Annotated in this window: 14 protein-coding genes; 3 read left to right on the plus strand and 11 right to left on the minus strand. The window is 73.9% G+C overall.

The annotated features are described in order from the left end of the window. Nucleotides 1-99: 99 nt before the first annotated feature. From pheT to infC, 7 genes are all read right to left on the minus strand, one after another. Nucleotides 100-2,613, minus strand: coding sequence for a phenylalanine--tRNA ligase subunit beta (pheT, locus tag ABT296_RS22515; RefSeq protein WP_351930034.1), 2,514 nt, complete (start codon nt 2,611-2,613; stop codon nt 100-102). Further along, on the minus strand, nt 2,613-3,734 hold the full coding sequence (gene pheS / locus ABT296_RS22520; protein ID WP_351930036.1) for a phenylalanine--tRNA ligase subunit alpha: 1,122 nt from the start codon (nt 3,732-3,734) through the stop codon (nt 2,613-2,615). The genes pheT and pheS overlap by 1 nt, the downstream gene beginning before the upstream one ends. Before the next feature lie 139 nt (nt 3,735-3,873). Further along, entirely contained in the window at nt 3,874-5,010 is a 1,137-nt protein-coding gene (locus ABT296_RS22525; RefSeq protein ID WP_351930038.1) for a sensor histidine kinase, read from the minus strand. 51 nt (nt 5,011-5,061) lie between these two features. Then, complete coding sequence (locus ABT296_RS22530) at nt 5,062-5,913, minus strand: TrmH family RNA methyltransferase (RefSeq protein ID WP_351930040.1); 852 nt, start codon at nt 5,911-5,913, stop codon at nt 5,062-5,064. 122 nt (nt 5,914-6,035) lie between these two features. Continuing rightward, nucleotides 6,036-6,419, minus strand: coding sequence for a 50S ribosomal protein L20 (rplT, locus tag ABT296_RS22535; RefSeq protein WP_351930042.1), 384 nt, complete (start codon nt 6,417-6,419; stop codon nt 6,036-6,038). Nucleotides 6,420-6,520: 101 nt separating this feature from the next. Continuing rightward, nucleotides 6,521-6,715, minus strand: a complete 195-nt coding sequence (gene rpmI / locus ABT296_RS22540; RefSeq protein WP_003977225.1) for a 50S ribosomal protein L35 — start codon at nt 6,713-6,715, stop codon at nt 6,521-6,523. A 111-nt stretch (nt 6,716-6,826) separates the two neighbouring features. Then, nucleotides 6,827-7,519 carry a translation initiation factor IF-3 gene (gene infC / locus ABT296_RS22545; RefSeq protein WP_351930131.1) on the minus strand — a complete coding sequence of 231 codons (693 nt, stop codon included), beginning with the start codon at nt 7,517-7,519 and terminating at the stop codon, nt 6,827-6,829. A 353-nt stretch (nt 7,520-7,872) separates the two neighbouring features. Here infC and ABT296_RS22550 point away from each other — a divergent pair, with 353 nt between their 5' ends. Continuing rightward, entirely contained in the window at nt 7,873-8,241 is a 369-nt protein-coding gene (locus ABT296_RS22550; RefSeq protein WP_351930044.1) for a DUF1844 domain-containing protein, read from the plus strand. A 4-nt stretch (nt 8,242-8,245) separates the two neighbouring features. Here the strand turns inward: ABT296_RS22550 and ABT296_RS22555 are convergent, their stop codons facing one another. Continuing rightward, nucleotides 8,246-8,974, minus strand: coding sequence for an SseB family protein (locus ABT296_RS22555; RefSeq protein WP_351930046.1), 729 nt, complete (start codon nt 8,972-8,974; stop codon nt 8,246-8,248). A gap of 149 nt (nt 8,975-9,123) precedes the next feature. Between ABT296_RS22555 and ABT296_RS22560 the strand changes: the two genes are divergently transcribed. Further along, nucleotides 9,124-10,089 (plus strand): serine hydrolase, encoded by a 966-nt coding sequence (locus ABT296_RS22560; protein WP_351930048.1) that lies wholly within the window; start codon nt 9,124-9,126, stop codon nt 10,087-10,089. On the opposite strand, the gene mycP is transcribed toward ABT296_RS22560, so the two are convergent. Both mycP and ABT296_RS22570 read right to left on the minus strand, forming a co-directional pair. Then, nucleotides 10,086-11,264: a type VII secretion-associated serine protease mycosin gene (mycP, locus tag ABT296_RS22565; RefSeq protein ID WP_351930050.1), complete on the minus strand. Its 1,179-nt coding sequence runs from the start codon at nt 11,262-11,264 to the stop codon at nt 10,086-10,088. The genes ABT296_RS22560 and mycP overlap by 4 nt on opposite strands. Beyond that, nucleotides 11,261-12,568 carry a hypothetical protein gene (locus ABT296_RS22570; RefSeq protein WP_351930052.1) on the minus strand — a complete coding sequence of 436 codons (1,308 nt, stop codon included), beginning with the start codon at nt 12,566-12,568 and terminating at the stop codon, nt 11,261-11,263. The genes mycP and ABT296_RS22570 overlap by 4 nt, the downstream gene beginning before the upstream one ends. A gap of 1,502 nt (nt 12,569-14,070) precedes the next feature. Here ABT296_RS22570 and ABT296_RS22575 point away from each other — a divergent pair. Beyond that, the gene (locus tag ABT296_RS22575; protein ID WP_351930053.1) at nt 14,071-15,273 is read left to right on the plus strand and encodes an amino acid deaminase/aldolase; all 1,203 of its coding nucleotides are present in this window, start codon (nt 14,071-14,073) and stop codon (nt 15,271-15,273) included. Between the two features lie 10 nt (nt 15,274-15,283). Here the strand turns inward: ABT296_RS22575 and ABT296_RS22580 are convergent, their stop codons facing one another. Further along, the gene (locus ABT296_RS22580; RefSeq protein ID WP_351930133.1) at nt 15,284-16,171 is read right to left on the minus strand and encodes a DUF2510 domain-containing protein; all 888 of its coding nucleotides are present in this window, start codon (nt 16,169-16,171) and stop codon (nt 15,284-15,286) included. Nucleotides 16,172-16,189: the final 18 nt, after the last annotated feature.

Consider the following 16,189-nt stretch of genomic DNA (forward strand, 5'->3'; position numbering starts at 1 on the left):
TGAGGTGACCCCCTGGGGGGCAGGGGCGCGGGGAACTGCGCGACCAGCCACGACGAACCCGCAGCCGCCGCACAACAGCACACCCCCGCAGGGATGGCGCTACCCCCGCAGCACAGCCCCCGTGCGCTCGCCCGCGAGGGCGACCGCCGCGTCCCGGGCGGCCGATGCCTCGTCCACGGTCAGCGTCCGGTCCCCCGCGCGGAAGCGCAGCGCGTAGGCCAGGGACTTCTTCCCGTCACCGAGTTGCTCCGCGTTCTCGTACACGTCGAACAGCCGGATGGCCTCCAGCAGGGACCCCGCGCCCTCGCGCAGCGCGTCCTCCACCTCGGCGTGCGGCACGAAGACGTCGACGACGAGCGCGACGTCCTGCGTGGCGACCGGGAACGAGGAGATGCTCGGCGCCTGCGGCGTACCGTCGCCCGCCCGCTCCAGCGCGTCCAGGTCCAGCTCCATCGCGCAGGTGCGCGCGGGCAGGCTCAGCGCCTTCAGCACCCGCGGGTGCAGCTCACCGGCGTGGCCGACGACCGTCTCCACGCCGTCCGCGACGACCACCAGCTCGGCACAGCGGCCGGGGTGCCAGGGCCCGTACTGGCCCCCCCGGACGACCAGTTCGGCGCCCGTCTCGGCGGCGACGGCCCGCGCGGCCTGCACCGCGTCGGCCCAGCCGGCCGGACGGCCCGCACCCCACCAGCCGGCCTGCTCGCGGGCGCCCGCGAGGACCACGGCGACATGGCGCGGCTGCTCGGGCAGCACCGCGTCGAGCGCGGCGATCTCCTCGTCCGTGGGACGGCGGTCCACCGGCAGGTGCGCGGCGGCCGCCCGCTCCTCGCGGGGCAGGAAGACCAGACCGGTCTCGAACAGGGCCAGGTCGTGCGAGCCCCGTCCGTCGTTGCGCCGCAGCGCGCCCAGCAGGCCGGGCAGCAGCGACGTACGGAGCGCGGGCTCCTCGTCGTTGAGCGGGTTGGTCAGCTTCACGACCCGGCGGGCCGGGTCGTCGGCTTCGAGACCGAGCTGGTCGAAGACCTGCTCCCCGATGAACGGGTAGTTCGGCGCCTCGACGTAACCGGCTCCGGCGAGCGCGCGGCCGACGCGGCGGTGCAGCCGCTGGCGGTGCGTCAGACCGCGGCCGGACGGCGGCTTCGGCAGCGTGGAGGGCAGGTTCTCGTAGCCCTCCAGCCGGATGACCTCCTCGGCCAGGTCGTTCTGCTCCTGGAGGTCGGGCCGCCAGGACGGGACGGTGACGATCAGCTCGTCCTGCCCGTACACGTCGCAGCCGACCTCCTGGAGGCGGCGTACGACGGTCTCGCGGCCGTACACCACGCCCGCGACCCTGTCCGGGTGGTTCGCGGCCATCGTGACGGTGTGCGGAGCGGACGGCGCGACGACCTCGGTGACCCCGGCCTCGGCGGTACCGCCCGCGAGCAGCACCAGCAGGTCGACCGTGCGCTGGGCGGCGGCCGACGCGGCCGCCGGGTCCACGCCGCGCTCGAAGCGCCGGGACGCCTCGGAGGACAGCTTGTGACGGCGGGCCGTACGGGCGATCGACACCGAGTCGAAGTGCGCGGCCTCGATGACCACGTCGCCGGTGGCGTTCTCCACGTCGTCGTGGTCGGCGATCTCGGTGTTGGCGCCGCCCATGACACCGGCGAGGCCGATGGGGCCGCGCTCGTCGACGATGACCAGGTCCTCGGCGTGCAGGGTGCGCTCGACGCCGTCGAGGGTCTTGAGCTTCTCGCCCTCCGCCGCGCGCCGGACGCCGATGGTGCCCTCGACCAGACCGCGGTCGTAGGCGTGCAGCGGCTGACCGAGCTCCATCATCACGTAGTTGGTGACGTCGACGGCGAGCGAGATCGGGCGCATGCCGACCTTCTGGAGCCGGCGCTTGAGCCAGATCGGGGACCGCGCCTCGGGGCTCAGCCCCGTGACGGTGCGGGCGGTGAAGCGGTCGCAGCCCATCGGGTCCGAGACCTCGACCGGGTAGCCGAAGGCGTTCGGCGCCGGCACGTCGAGCAACGCCGGGTCGCGCAGGGCCAGTCCGTAGGCGATGGCGGTCTCGCGGGCGACACCGCGGATGGACAGGCAGTCGCCGCGGTTGGCGGTGACGGCGATGTCGAGGACCTCGTCGACGAGTTCGAGGAGTTCGACGGCGTCCTTGCCGACCTCGGTCTCCGGCGGCAGGACGATGATGCCCTTGGTGCCGTCGTCGCCCATGCCCAGTTCGTCGCTGGAGCAGATCATGCCGTGCGAGGTGCGGCCGTACGTCTTGCGCGCGGCGATCGCGAAGCCGCCGGGCAGTTCGGCGCCGGGGAGCACGACCACGACCTTGTCGCCGACCGCGAAGTTCCGGGCGCCGCAGACGATCTCCTGCGGCTCACCGGTGCCGTTGGCGGTGGAGACGTCGACGGTGCAGAAGCGGATCGGCTTCTTGAAGCCCTCCAACTCCTCGATGGTCAGCACCTGTCCGACGACGAGCGGGCCCTTGAGGCCGTCGCCGAGCTGCTCGACCGTCTCGACCTCGAGGCCGGCCGAAATGAGCTTGGCCTGCACGTCGCGGCCGGTCTCGGTGGCCGGCAGGTCGACGTACTCCCGCAGCCAGGAAAGCGGGACCCGCATCAGATCTCCATCCCGAACGGCCGGGTGAACCGGACGTCACCCTCGACCATGTCTCGCATGTCCTCGACGTTGTGGCGGAACATCAGCATCCGCTCGATACCGAACCCGAAGGCGAAGCCGCTGTACTTCTCCGGGTCGACCCCGCAGGCGGCCAGCACCTTCGGGTTGACCATGCCGCAGCCGCCGAGCTCGATCCAGCCCTCGCTGGAGCAGGTGCGGCAGGGCCGGTCGGGGTTGCCGACGGACTCGCCGCGGCAGACGTAGCACACCATGTCCATCTCGGCGGACGGCTCGGTGAACGGGAAGAAGTTCGGCCGCAGCCGGGTCTTCATGCCCTCCCCGAACAGGGACTGGACCATGTGGTCCAGGGTTCCCTTGAGGTCCGCCATGGTCAGGCCCTCGTCGACCGCGAGCAGCTCGACCTGGTGGAAGACCGGGGTGTGGGTGGCGTCCAGTTCGTCGGTGCGGTAGACGCGGCCGGGGCAGATCACGTAGACCGGCAGTTCGCGGTCGAGCAGCGAGCGGATCTGCACGGGCGAGGTGTGGGTGCGCAGCACCACACCGGACTCGGTGCCGCCCTCGGGGCCCTCGACGAAGAAGGTGTCCGCCTCACCGCGCGCCGGGTGGTCCGGGCCGATGTTGAGGGCGTCGAAGTTGAACCACTCGGCCTCGACCTGGGGGCCCTCGGCCACCTCGTAGCCCATGGCCACGAAGATGTCCTCGATGCGCTCCGAGAGCGTGGTCAGCGGGTGGCGGGCGCCGGCCGGTACACGGTCGTACGGCAGGGTGAGGTCCACCGCCTCCTCGACCAGCACCCGGGCGTCACGCTCGGCCTCCAGCTCGCTCTGGCGGCCGGCGAGCGCCTTGTTGACGGCGCCCCGGGCCTGGCCGACCAGCTTGCCGGCCGCGGCCTTGGCGTGCGGGGGCAGGGCGCCGATCTCGCGGTTGGCGAGCGCCAGCGGGGAGGCGCCGCCGGTGTGGGCGACCTTGGCCTCCTGGAGCGCGTCGAGGGAGTCCGCGGCGGCGAAGGCGGCGAGCGCCTCGTCCCGCATGCGCTCGATCTCTTCCGGTTTCAACGCCTCGACCTCGACAGGGTCGTACGACTTATTCGGTGCCGACATCTCTTCCCGTGCTTCCGATTAGCTGGCGGATGGTCCCCGTGACCGGCGCTGAGACTCTTCTGCGGGCCGTGTGCAGGACACAAAGGTGCCAAAGGCCGAGTCTAACGGGGTGAGGGTGTGCGGATGCGCCCGTGGCCCGTCAGGCGAGATACGCCGGAGCGGCCACGGGCAACGTAAATCGGAACTCGGCGCCGCCGCCGGGCGCACGGCCGACCGTGATGGTGCCGCCGTGGGCCTCGACGATGCCCTTGACGATGTAGAGCCCGAGCCCGGTGCCGCCGCGCTTGCTGCCCCGCCAGAAGCGGGTGAAGACGCGGTTCATGGACTCCTCCGGGATGCCGGACCCCTCGTCGCTCACCGTGACCGACGTGCCGGTGTCCTCGCCCTCGCGGGGGGACGCCGTGGGCGTGACGTCAATCGTGACGGTTCCCTCGCCGTGCCGCACGGCATTTTCCAGCAGGTTGCTGAGCACCTGGTCGATCTTGTCGGGATCGGCCCACAGCGCGGGCAGCGGCTGCTCCAGGCGGAGCAGGAAGCGGTCGGCGGGCTGGCCGGCGGCGACGTAGGCCTGGATGTGCCGGCCGACGGCGGCGCCGATGTCGACGGGCTGGCGCCGGACCTCCAGCCGCCCGGAGTCGATGCGGGAGATGTCCAGCAGCTCGGCGATGAGCCGGGTGACCCGGTCGGCGTCGGCGTCGACGGTCTCCAGCATCAGCCGCTTCTGGTCGTCGGTGAAGCGCGCCCACTTGGCGAGCAGGGTCGCGGTGAATCCCTTGACGGAGGTGAGCGGGGAGCGCAGCTCGTGGGCGACGGTGGCGATCAGCTCGGCGTGGCTGCGCTCGGTGCGGCGGCGGGCCTCGGTGTCGCGCAGGCAGACGACGACGCGGCGGACCGGGCCGGTGGGTTCGGCCCTCACGTAGCGGACCGAGACGAGGACCTCGCGTCCGCCGGGCAGCAGCAGGTTCCGCTCGGGCTGCCGGACCCGGATGGCGAGCCCGCCGTACGGATCGGTCAGCTGCCACCAGCGGCGGCCCTCCAGGTCCTCCAGGGGCAGGGCCTTCTCCAGCCGGCTGCCGAGCGCCTCGGCGGCGGGGACGGCGGTGATCCGCTCCGCGGCGGCGTTGAAGCAGACGACGCGGCCGTTCTCGTCGGCGACGACGAGGCCGTCGGGGAGGTCGTCGGGGTTCACACCGGATTCGGCCAGGTCGTCGGACCGGGGCGCGGGCGGGCGTGGCACCTCCCGTGCTCCCGGCGCTCTGCTGGTGCCGACGCTCATCCCCGTACCCCACCTCTCAGTCGCCCGAGGGGCCCCGAGCTGGCCACCCTACTAGCTCTCGGTGACGGAGCGGCACCCTCCGGAGGCGCGCTGTGCACGGGCCGACGCGTAGAGACATACGGCCGCCGCGGTCGCGAGGTTCAGGCTCTCGGCCTTCCCGTGGATCGGTACGCGCACGACGGCGTCGGCGAGGGCGCGGGTCTCCTCCGGGAGCCCCCACGCCTCGTTGCCGAAGACCCAGGCGGTGGGCCCGCCCATGGTGCCGTGGTCGAGCTCGGCGTCGAGGTCGTCCTCGCCCGCGCCGTCGGCGGCGAGGACGCGCACCCCGGCGGTCCTGAGTCCGGCGACGGCCTGTTCGACGGGCACGCCGACGGCGACCGGCAGATGGAACAGGGAGCCGACGGAGGCGCGTACGGCCTTGGGGTTGTAGAGGTCGACGGAGGCGTCGGTGAGGACGACCGCCTCGGCGCCGGCGGCGTCGGCGCAGCGCAGCACGGTGCCGGCGTTGCCGGGGTCGCGGACGTGCGCCAGGACGGCGACGAGTGCGGGGCGGGCGGCCAGGATCTCCTCGAACGGTGTGTCGACGAACCGGCAGACGCCGACGAGGCCCTGGGGGGTGACGGTCGTGGAGATGTCGGCGATGACCTGCTCGTCGGCGAGGTGGACGCGGGCGCCGGCGGTCCTGGCCTCCCCGATGATGTCGGCGTACCGCTCGGCGGCCTCGACGGTGGCGAAGAGTTCGACGAGGGTCTCCTCGCCGTGTGCGGCGGCCTCCCGCACGGCCTGCGGCCCCTCCGCGAGGAACAGCCGTTCCTTGCCCCGGAAGTTCCGCCGCGCGAGCCGCCGGGCGGCCGAGACGCGCGGGGAGCGTGGGGAGATCAGCTCGGGGCTGACGGGGGACATGTGGAGCTCACCTTCGTTCTCACTCGTCGGGGACCGCCGCCCCCTGGGGACAGCGACGAAGGACCCGCAGGCGGTGAGACCTGCGGGTCCTTCGGTCACGTCGGCTCAGAGCCTGCGCGGTGTCACGCCGCCTTGGGGGCGTTGACGTCGCTCGGGAGGGCCTTCTGGGCGACCTCGACGAGCGCGGCGAACGCGTTCGGGTCGTTGACGGCCAGCTCGGCGAGGATCTTGCGGTCGACCTCGACGTTGGCGGCCTTCAGACCCTGGATGAAGCGGTTGTACGTGATGCCGTTGGCGCGGGCAGCGGCGTTGATGCGCTGGATCCACAGCTGGCGGAAGTCACCCTTGCGCTTCTTGCGGTCGTTGTAGTTGTAGACCAGCGAGTGGGTGACCTGCTCCTTGGCCTTGCGGTACAGGCGCGAACGCTGACCGCGGTAGCCGGAGGCCGCCTCGAGGATCGCCCGGCGCTTCTTGTGGGCGTTGACTGCCCGCTTGACGCGTGCCACTTGTTTAACTCCTTGTAGCGGGGCCGTGGTTGGACTCACACGGCCCGAAATCGATTGGGTCCCGGTCCTGACGTGCGGCGCCCCGCGGGGCGCCGGTCACGTCACTTGCCGAGAAGCTTCTTGATCTTCGCGGCGTCGCCCGGGGCCATCTCGGCGTTGCCGGTGAGGCGACGCGTCACGCGGGACGACTTGTGCTCGAGCAGGTGGCGCTTGCCAGCGCGCTCGCGGAGCACCTTGCCGGAGCCGGTGATCTTGAAGCGCTTGCTGGCACCGCTGTGCGACTTGTTCTTCGGCATAGCGCCGTTATCTCCTCGTCGGTGGCGCTCCGGTGCCCGGTCGTTAAACCGGGCACGGTGGAGCGTCGCTCTTGTATGGGTTACATCCTCGGGGACTCTCGTCCCTGGGGATCACGCCTCGGCGGATGCCTCGGCAGGGGCCTCGGCGGCCTCGGGCTCGGCGGCGTCGGCGTCGGCGTCCGCGGCGTTCTGCGAGCGGCCGGGGTTGGCCTTCGCGTCCGCCTTGCGGGCTTCCTGCGCCTGTCGGGCCTCGGCCATCGCCTCGGTCTTCTTCTTGTGCGGACCGAGAACCATGATCATGTTCCGGCCGTCCTGCTTCGGGTTCGACTCGACGAAACCGAGGTCCTGGACGTCCTCCGCGAGACGCTGCAGCAGTCGGTAGCCCAGCTCGGGCCGGGACTGCTCGCGACCACGGAACATGATCGTGATCTTGACCTTGTCGCCCTGCTTGAGGAACCGGACGACGTGACCCTTCTTGGTGTCATAGTCGTGCGGGTCGATCTTCGGCCGGAGCTTCATCTCCTTGATGACCGTGTGCGCCTGGTTCTTGCGCGCCTCACGGGCCTTCATGGCCGACTCGTACTTGAACTTCCCGTAGTCCATGAGCTTGCAGACCGGCGGACGGGCGGTCGCCGCGACCTCGACCAGGTCCAGGTCGTACTCCTGCGCAAGCTCCAGTGCCTTGGCCAGCGGGACGATGCCCACCTGCTCGCCACTGGGACCGACAAGTCGCACCTCGGGAACGCGAATCCGGTCGTTGATGCGGGGCTCGGCGCTGATGGATCCTCCTCGATAGCACCACACGACCGTCTGGCGGACAGCCGCGCATGTCTGGTTGACATTGGACCAACCGTCGGAGGCCATGAAAAATGCCCCGGACGGGACACAGGCAGGGGCTCCAATGATTCCGGAGCACCGCCACGGTGGCCGCGGGGCGCGATATCGGGCGACTCCACCGTCCGTACGGAACGGTGGTGGCCGCCTGACCGGTGACCCGCCGTCCCGGAGGGCGGTCGGGTGGGAGTTCGGAGCCTCCACTTGTGGGCCGGACACATGCGTATCCAGCCGGTCGTCACCCAAGGTTAGCAGCTCCCGTCGGGAGGAGCTAACCGAGGCACTGTCGGGCCCGCGCCCGCGGTGCGCCTATCGTGGGCGTCATGAGTGACACCTCCCCCTCGGACAGCCCCGAGACGCCCGACTTCGACGAGATGACCCGCGACATCGCCGAGGTCCCCGCCGTCGAGGTGATCGTGACGGTCGCCGTGAACCTGATGAGCGCCGCCGCCGTGAAGCTCGGTCTGACCGAGGAGGGCGACAAGTACAAGGACCTGGACGAAGCCCGCAAGCTGGTCACCGCCCTCGCCGGGCTGCTCGACGCGAGCACCACCGAGATCAGCTCCTTCCACGCGGCGCCGCTGCGGGACGGACTGAAGTCGCTCCAGCTGGCGTTCCGCGAGGCGTCCCTCGTCCCGGACGAGCCGGGCCAGGGGCCGGGCGAGAAGTACACCGGCCCGATCTACGGCTAGCCGGTCACCGCACGTAGAGGGGCTCGCCCGGGGGCGTCGCTCCGGCCGGCAGAAGTGCCAGGTCGAGGCCGCGCACCAGGCGGGCCCTCAGTGTTTCGTCGGCGGCGATGCGCTCGGCCACCGCCCGGGCGGCCGGGGCCGGGGCGACGGCCGGGTCGAGGACCAGGGCGAGGGTGCCGTCGGCCTGCCCGGGGCCTAGATGGGCGCGGAGCACGGACGGCTCGGCGGCGACGGCCGCCCGGACCGCCTCCACCACCGCGGGGTCGGCGAGCGGATCGGCCGTGGTGCGGCCCTCGGCGAGGGCCAGCAGCGCCGGTCCGGTCAGCTCGAACGCCACCGGGCCCGCCAGGTCCAGTACGACCGTGTCCGCCTTCTCGTGCGCGGCGGCCTCCAGCGCCTGGTGCAGGGCGACGGCGACGGGGCGGGCCGCCGGGTCCCAGCGGGCGAGGGAGTCGGTGGAGGTGAAGGCGGGCAGCGCCTTGCGGTCGCCGGCCCGCAGGGTGGGTACGGCCATGTCGCTGGTCTTCTCGCGGCGCAGCCCGTTCTCGTCCTCCTCGACCTCGCCGAGCACGGCCACCACGGGGACGAGCAGCCGGGCCTCCTTGAGTGCTTCGAGCACCGGGGCCACGGCGGCGCGGTCCTCGGCCCAGGCGGCGAGCGCCGCGCCGAGCCGGGGGTCGGCGGTGCCGTCGTCGTCGGAGAAGGGGGAGTCGGGAATGTTCTTGTTCGCCACGGTCCCGACCCTATAGGGGGGATGCCGCTGCGCCTGTGCGGGCCCGGAAACACCCGCGTGACGCCGTTCACGGGAATCTCAGATTTCCCTGACCAGGATCTAACCTCCGTCTCACAGCGGGCACAGCCGGCGCCCCGAGCATCGCGGGCATGGAGTCCTCCAGAGCGCGCCGGCGCCGCCGTCCTCCCCTCGTGCACCTGGCCGTGGCCGTGATCGCCGTCGTGGGCGGTACGGCCGCGGGGGCGGTGTACGTGCAGGCCCGGGCGCACTCGCCCGGGGCCGTCGACGGCGCCGTATCGTCGTCGGCGACGCCCTCGGTGGGGGCGGTGGGCGGGGAGGCGTCGGTGGAACCTGTGGCACGGCCGAAGGTCGACCGGGACGCGCTGCTGGCCGAGGCGATGGGGTCGGTGTCCGTGGCGGAGGGCGCCGAGGTGTCGGTGGCGGTGCTGGACCTGGAGTCGGGTGAGAGCGCCTCGTACGGGGACGGCGCCTTCGACACCGCGAGCGTGGTGAAGGTCGACGTGCTGGCGGCGCTGCTGCTGCGGGCGCAGGACGACGGGCGGTCGCTGACGGCGGCCGAGAAGGCGTACGCCACCGCGATGATCGAGAACAGTGACAACGCCGCCACCTCCGCGCTGTGGGAGACGATCGGCAGGGCCGAGGGGCTGGCCGCGGCGAACGAGCGGTTCGGGCTGACGGACACCGAGGGCGGCGACGGCATGCTGTGGGGGCTGACGCAGACCACGGCGGCGGACCAGATCACCCTGCTGCGGCAGGTGTTCGGGGAGGACTCGGAGCTGAGCGAGGACTCCCGGGCGTACCTCCGGGGGCTGATGGAGCGGATAGCCGTCGGCCAGCGGTGGGGGGTGTCGGCCGCGGCCGACGGTTCGGGGTGGGCGCTGAAGAACGGCTGGCTGCCGCGGAGCGCGACCGGGCTGTGGGACATCAACAGCGTCGGGCGGGTGACCGTGGACGGCCGGGACTGCCTGGTGGCGGTGCTGTCGGACGGCCACGCGACGAAGGACGGGGGCATCGCCCTGGTCGAGGCGGCGGCCCGGGCCGCGGTGTCGGTGCTCGGGACGGACGCGGGGGCGTCGGTGGAGGGGCGGACCTAGAAGTCCTCGGTGTTCCTGCGGCGGCCGCGCCACAGGATCACCGACGCCACCAGCAGGACGCCGCCGGCACCGCCCGCGAGGGGCGCCGCCCAGTCGGTGGCTCCGTCGTCGGCCTGCGCGGCGTCGGGGCCGTCCCCGAAGTACTTGTCGCCGTACGCGCTCGACCTCAGACTCTCCGGCTTGAGACCGGCCGCCTTCTTGATGGCGGCGGCCGGGTCCACGAAGCCGTAGCCGCGGGAGTCGTCACGGCCGCCCGCCGGGGCGTTGCGGGCCGTGTCCTCCAGCAGCTTCTTGATCTGCGCGGGGGTCAGTCCGGGGTGCGCGGACTTGATCAGGGCGACCGCGCCGGAGACGAAGGCGGCGGCGGCGCTGGTGCCCCAGCCCTGGTAGTACTTGCGGTCCGGCGCGGCGATGACGACGTCGACGCCGGGCGCGCTGACCGTGGCGTACCAGCGGCGGGTGGAGAACGAGGCGCGGGTGCCGAACTTGTCGACGGCGGTGGCGGCGATGACGCCCGGGTAGGCGGCCGGGTAGGAGATGTGGTCGCCCTTCTCGCCGCCGTTGCCCGCCGAGGCGACGACCGCGACGCCCTTGCGCAGGGCGTACTGGACGGCCTCGTCCTCCGCGGGTTCGGGGTGGGCGGACTTGGAGTCGTCGCCGAGCGAGAGGTTGATGACGTCGGCGCCGTGGTCGGCGGCCCAGCGGATGCCGTCGGCGAGGGCGTTGCCCCGGGTGGTGCGGGCCTTGGCGCGGGCGGAGTCGTCGTCCTCCAGGATCACGCGGACGGGGAGGATCTTGGCCTCGGGGGCGATGCCCATGACGCCGTCGGCGTCGGCGTAGCCGTGTCCGTGGCCCGCGATGATGCCGGCCATCGCGGTGCCGTGGCCGGCCCAGGCCGCGTCGCCGCGCTCGGCGCCGAAGCCGACCATGTCCTTGCCGTCCAGGACGTTCCCGGCGAGGTCGGGGTGTTCGTCGTCGACGCCGGTGTCGAGGACGGCGACGGTGATGCCCTCGCCCTTGGTGGTCCGCCAGGCCTCCGCGGTGTGCATGGCCTCCAGCCCCCACTGCTGGGCGCGTATGCCGTCGGCGTGCGCCGCGGTCGAGGGGACCAGGGCGAGGGCGGCGGCGAGCAGGACGCTGAGCAGGCCCGTGCGGCGGGCTCGGGTGGTGGTCACGAGGGCCGCTCCGTGGCGTACGGGCCGACCTGTCTGCGCAGGGCGCGTTCGACGCGGTCGGCGAGGCCCTTCGCCTCGTGCCCGAGGCCGGCCTGGGCGGGGGCCGTGGTGGCGCCGGACTCCATGGCGTCCTCGGCGGGCTGCGGGTCGTCGACGGCCCGGCCGTCGGCCCAGCCGGAGACGGCGTACACGACGACGGGGGCGTCGGTGAGCACGGACACCGTCCACGAGGCCCGCTGGCCGGCCTTGAAGCCGGGGCCGTACGGGCGGGGCATCAGGTCGGTGCGGCGGTCGAGGCCCTCGTCGGTGAAGCGCTTGGCGAGGGAGACCATGGCGGGGGCCTCGGCCTTGGTGAAGAGCAGGCCGACGGTGGTGACGTGGGTCTGGGTGGCGTCGGTGTAGGTGGCGCGCAGCAGCCGCTGGCAGCCGACGGGGGCGAGCGCCTTGCGCAGCAGGGGGTCGAAGGCGTCCTTGCAGCCGCTGTCGGGGGCTACGGCGATCCGCGTCCAGGTGCGGTCGGCTCCGCCGGGTCCGGCGCCCCTGCCCGCGACGCTGGGCGGGAACAACTGGTCGACGGGCACGCTGTGCCACAGGCTCCGGGCGGCTACGAAGCTGTTCTCGGCCCCGGCGGCCTCGGAGTCGCCGATGAGCCAGCTGCCCGTGACGGCGCCCCCGACGAGCCCGAGTCCGAGCACGAGGCAGGCGGCCACCGCGGCGAGCCGCGACCGGCCCCGGCCGCGGAGGGCTCTGGGCCGCGCGTCGCCGTCGTAGCCCTCGGGCTCCCCGAACGACACGACGGGCCGCCCGGCGGCGGGGCTCACGGGCGCGCTCCAGGAGAGGGCGGGGTCGGGCGTCAGGGGCGGCGTGGCCTCCCGCTCCTCGGGCTCGACGACGACGGGCCGCAGGCGCCGGGTGGTCTCCGCGGGGGCCTCGACGGGAGCCTCGTCCAGCGCACCGTGCCGTCCCGGGTACCGCGGCGCGGGCTCCCGCGGCGGGCGTACGGCGACGGGGAACGCGGCCCGCTCCCCGGCGGGCTCCGCCCCGTCCCGGGCCGGCCGGGGGTACGGCGACGATTCCGCGGCCGTGTGCGGCTCCCACGCGGGGCGCTGGAAGAGGGAGGGGGGTTGCGGCTCGCGGGGCGGGCTGCTCCGGTACGCCGACGGGGCCTGCGGCTCGCGGGGCGGGCCGGAGGGGGCCTGCGGCTCCCGCGCCGGGCTCTGGAACGCCGACGGGGCCTGCGGCTCGCGGGGCGGGCCGGGGAACGCGGGCCGCTCCCTGGTCGTGGCCGGGCGTATGCCGGGCACGGGGGCGCCGGGGCGATGAGGCGGGGCGGCGGGAGTGTCGGAGCGGGGTGTCGCACCGGCCGGGGCGTCAGGGCGGGGCGGGACGACGGAAGAGGTGCCCGCGGGGCGCGACGGGGCGGAGGGAGTGGCCCCGGGTCGCGACGGGGCGGACGTGGTGCCGGTCGGCGACGAGGCGGACGTGGCGCCGGCCGGCGACGGAGCCGACGGTGTGCCGGTCGGCCGCTGCGGGACCGACGGGTCAGCAGTCGGCGGGTGCGAAGGGGCCGGCGGAGTGCCGGTCGGCCGCGAGGGGACAAACCGGGGCTCGGTCGGGGACGGGATCGACCTGGAACCCGTGGGCCGGGGCGGAACGGATGCAGTACCCGTGGGCCGGGACGGAACGGACGGGGTACCGGTCGGGCGCGACGGGGTGTCGAGCGAGGACGAGGCGCCGGGTACGGGCGGCAGGTCGGTGCCGCGGAACGCCGTACCGCCGGAAGGCATGGGCGCCGAGTCCGGGCGCGGCGGAGCCCCGGCCGAGGCCGACGGTGCCGACTCGGGGCGCGGGGGGACTCCGGCGGAGGCCGGCGGGGCCGAGGCCGGGCGGGCCGGTACGTCGTCTTCGGCCGACCAGGCCGCCCCAGGGAGCAGAGGATTCCCGGCGGAGGCCGACGGGCCCGAGTCCGGGCGGGGAGGTATGCCGTCGGCTGTCGACGGACCCTGCTCCGGGCGCCGGGGAACCCCGGCCGAGGCCGGGCCGGTCGGCACACCGGTGTCGGCGGGCGGGGCCGCGTCCGGGCGCGGAGGTACCGCGGCCGGTACCCGCGGGGCCGACTCGGGCCGCGGAGGAGTTCCGGTGTACGCCGACGGGCCCGGGGGCCGCCCCGTGGCCCGGGTCGCCGCTGCACCCTGCGCCGTACCGTCCGTCGCGGCCTCGCGGGCCGAGCGCTCCGCCGCAGCCGGCCGGGCCGTGCCGGGAGGCGAGGCCGGCCGGGCCGTGCCCGGGACCGTGGCCGGGACCGTGGCCGGGTGGTCCGGGGATCCCGTCGCGGGGGCCGTGTCCGGGAAGCGTGCGGATGCCTTGGGCGGTGGCGGGGTGTCGGCGTGCGCCGGCGGGGTGTCGGCGTGCGCCGGCGGGGCGTCGGCGCGTCCTGGCGGGGGGCCGAGGGACGGGAAGCCGGGGGCCGCCGGGCGTTCCGGGGCGGAGTGACGGTTCTCCTCGTCCGCGGGCGGCTGGTCCGGGGAGTGGGAGGCGCGTTGCGCGTCGGTGTTCATGCGCCGCCCCCGTTTCCTGTCGCCCGGGCCGTCCGTCGTCCTCGGGCCCCGTCCGCCGCCCCCGGCCGGTGTTCCGGGCACATCTACCCGCACGACCGGGCCGGCATCCCGCGCGGGTGCGGCCCCGATGGGCGTGCGCGTCACTCTACGGGTTGACGCCGGTCCGGCGGGAACCAGTCCACGAGCCCGGGGCTTTAGCCCGGAACGTCCCTCTACCCTGCGGTAATCAGGTCTGGCAGGCTTCGTTCATGACTGCGCGCGCCGCCGACCGGGCCCGTTACGACAGGGCCACCGCCCATCTCGACGCCCCTCTCGCGATCGTGGACCTGGACGCCTTCGACGCCAACGCGGAGGATTTGCTCCGCCGGGCGGGCGGCAAGCCGATCCGCGTCGCGAGCAAGTCCGTACGCTGCCGTGCCCTGCTGGAACGCGTTCTGGCCCGGGACGGCTTCGCCGGGATCATGTCCTTCACGCTCGCCGAGTCCCTCTGGCTGGCCCGCTCCGGCTTCGACGACGTACTCCTCGCCTACCCGTCCGCGGACCGCGCCGCGTACGCCGAGCTGACCGCCGACCCCAAGCTCGCGGCCGCCGTGACCGTGATGATCGACGACCCGGCGCAGCTGCGCCTGATCGACGAGGCCCGGGACGGCGGGCGCGAGACGGTCCGGGTCTGCCTGGAGCTGGACACCTCGCTGCGGCTCCTCGGGGGCCGGGTCCGGGTCGGCGCCCGGCGCTCGCCGCTGCACTCCCCCGCCGAGGTCGCCGACCTGGCCCGGGTCGTCGCCGACCGGCCGGGGTTCGAGGTCGTGGGGATCATGGCGTACGAGGGGCACGTCGCCGGTGTCGGGGACGCCGTCGCCGGGCATCCGCTGCGTTCGCGTGCGGTGCGGCTGATGCAGTCCACCGCGCGCCGGGAGCTGGCCCGGCGCCGCGCGGAGGTGGTGCGGGCGCTGCGGGCCGTCGCGCCGGGTCTGGAGTTCGTCAACGGTGGCGGCACGGGCAGTGTGCAGTTCACCGCAGCCGAGGACTGCGTCACGGAGATCGGCGCCGGTTCGGGTCTTTACGTGCCTCGGCTGTTCGACAACTACACGTCGTTCACCGGGCGTCCGGCCGCGCTGTTCGCGCAGCCCGTGGTGCGCCGGCCGGGTGTGGGCGTGGTGACGGTGCTGGGCGGCGGCTATCCGGCCTCCGGTGCCGCCGGGCCGGACCGGCTGCCGGTGCCGTACCTCCCGGAGGGGCTGCGCTACGACCCGCAGGAGGGGCCGGGCGAGGTGCAGACGCCGCTGCTCGGCTCCCCCGCCGACGACCTGCTGATCGGCGACAAGGTGTGGTTCCGGCACGCCAAGGCGGGTGAACTGTGCGAGCGCTTCGCGCAGTTGCACCTGGTGCAGGGCGACACGGTGGCGGCGACCGTACCGACGTACCGGGGCGAGGGCCACACGTTCCTCTGAGGACCGCCGGCTAGCCGGGCTCCACGCTGCTGCCCACGCCTCCGCCGCCGTCCGGGTCGTCGACGGACCGGATGCCCCTGGTGATCCGGTCCATGTCGGCCAGCGGCGGACCGTCCGCCCCCGCGTCGAAGACGAAGCGGACGCAGACCGGGGACTCGGTGCCGACGCTGGAGGAGAAGACCGTCGACTGGACGTAGCCGCCGGGCCCCTCGGCCGTGGTGACCCGCCAGCGCACGAAGTACCCGGCGCGCCCGGCGACCGCGACCGGGCCGGACTTCACGACCTCGTGCGACTCGATGCCGCCGTAGGGGCGCCCGCCGACGGCGTCGCGGTCGTAGGCCGTGTCGGCGGCGTCCTCGATGTCCTCCTCGGCCAGGGCCCGGGGTGAGCGTTCGTCGTTCGAGGTGACCGTCCGCGAGATGACCAGGCCGCTGCGGCAGACGCCGTCGTCGCCGGGGCAGTCGTAGGTGCCGTCGGTGGTCATCACGACGTCGTCCTGGGTGACGTGTTCGGGCCGGACCCAGCCGTCGAGCAGCGGCAGGGTGATCCCGTTGAGTTCGTCGACGACCACGCCCGGGTCGCTCTCGGAAGGTGAGGGCGACGGCGTGCCCGTGGTGGGTGCCGCCCCGGAGGTCGCGGGCGCGGTGACGGTCCGCGTGCCGTCGTCGTCGGCGGAGTCCTGCCCGAGCACCACCGCGCCGATGACGATGGCCGCCACGAGCACGGCCGCCGCCGTGGTGACGGCGACGGCCCTGGCCCGCCCGGAGGCCCCCGCGGCCTGCTGCACCGCGAGGGTCTCCTCGGGGACGCGCCGGTGGTCGGTCCAGGCGGATCCGTCCCACCAGCGTTCCAGATGGGGGGCCTTGGGGTCGCGGTACCAGCCGGGTGGGGGCGTCATGCTCATGCGGGCACTCTA

It is taken from the genome of Streptomyces sp. NPDC000983 (assembly GCF_040299205.1).
Classification (GTDB): domain Bacteria; phylum Actinomycetota; class Actinomycetes; order Streptomycetales; family Streptomycetaceae; genus Streptomyces.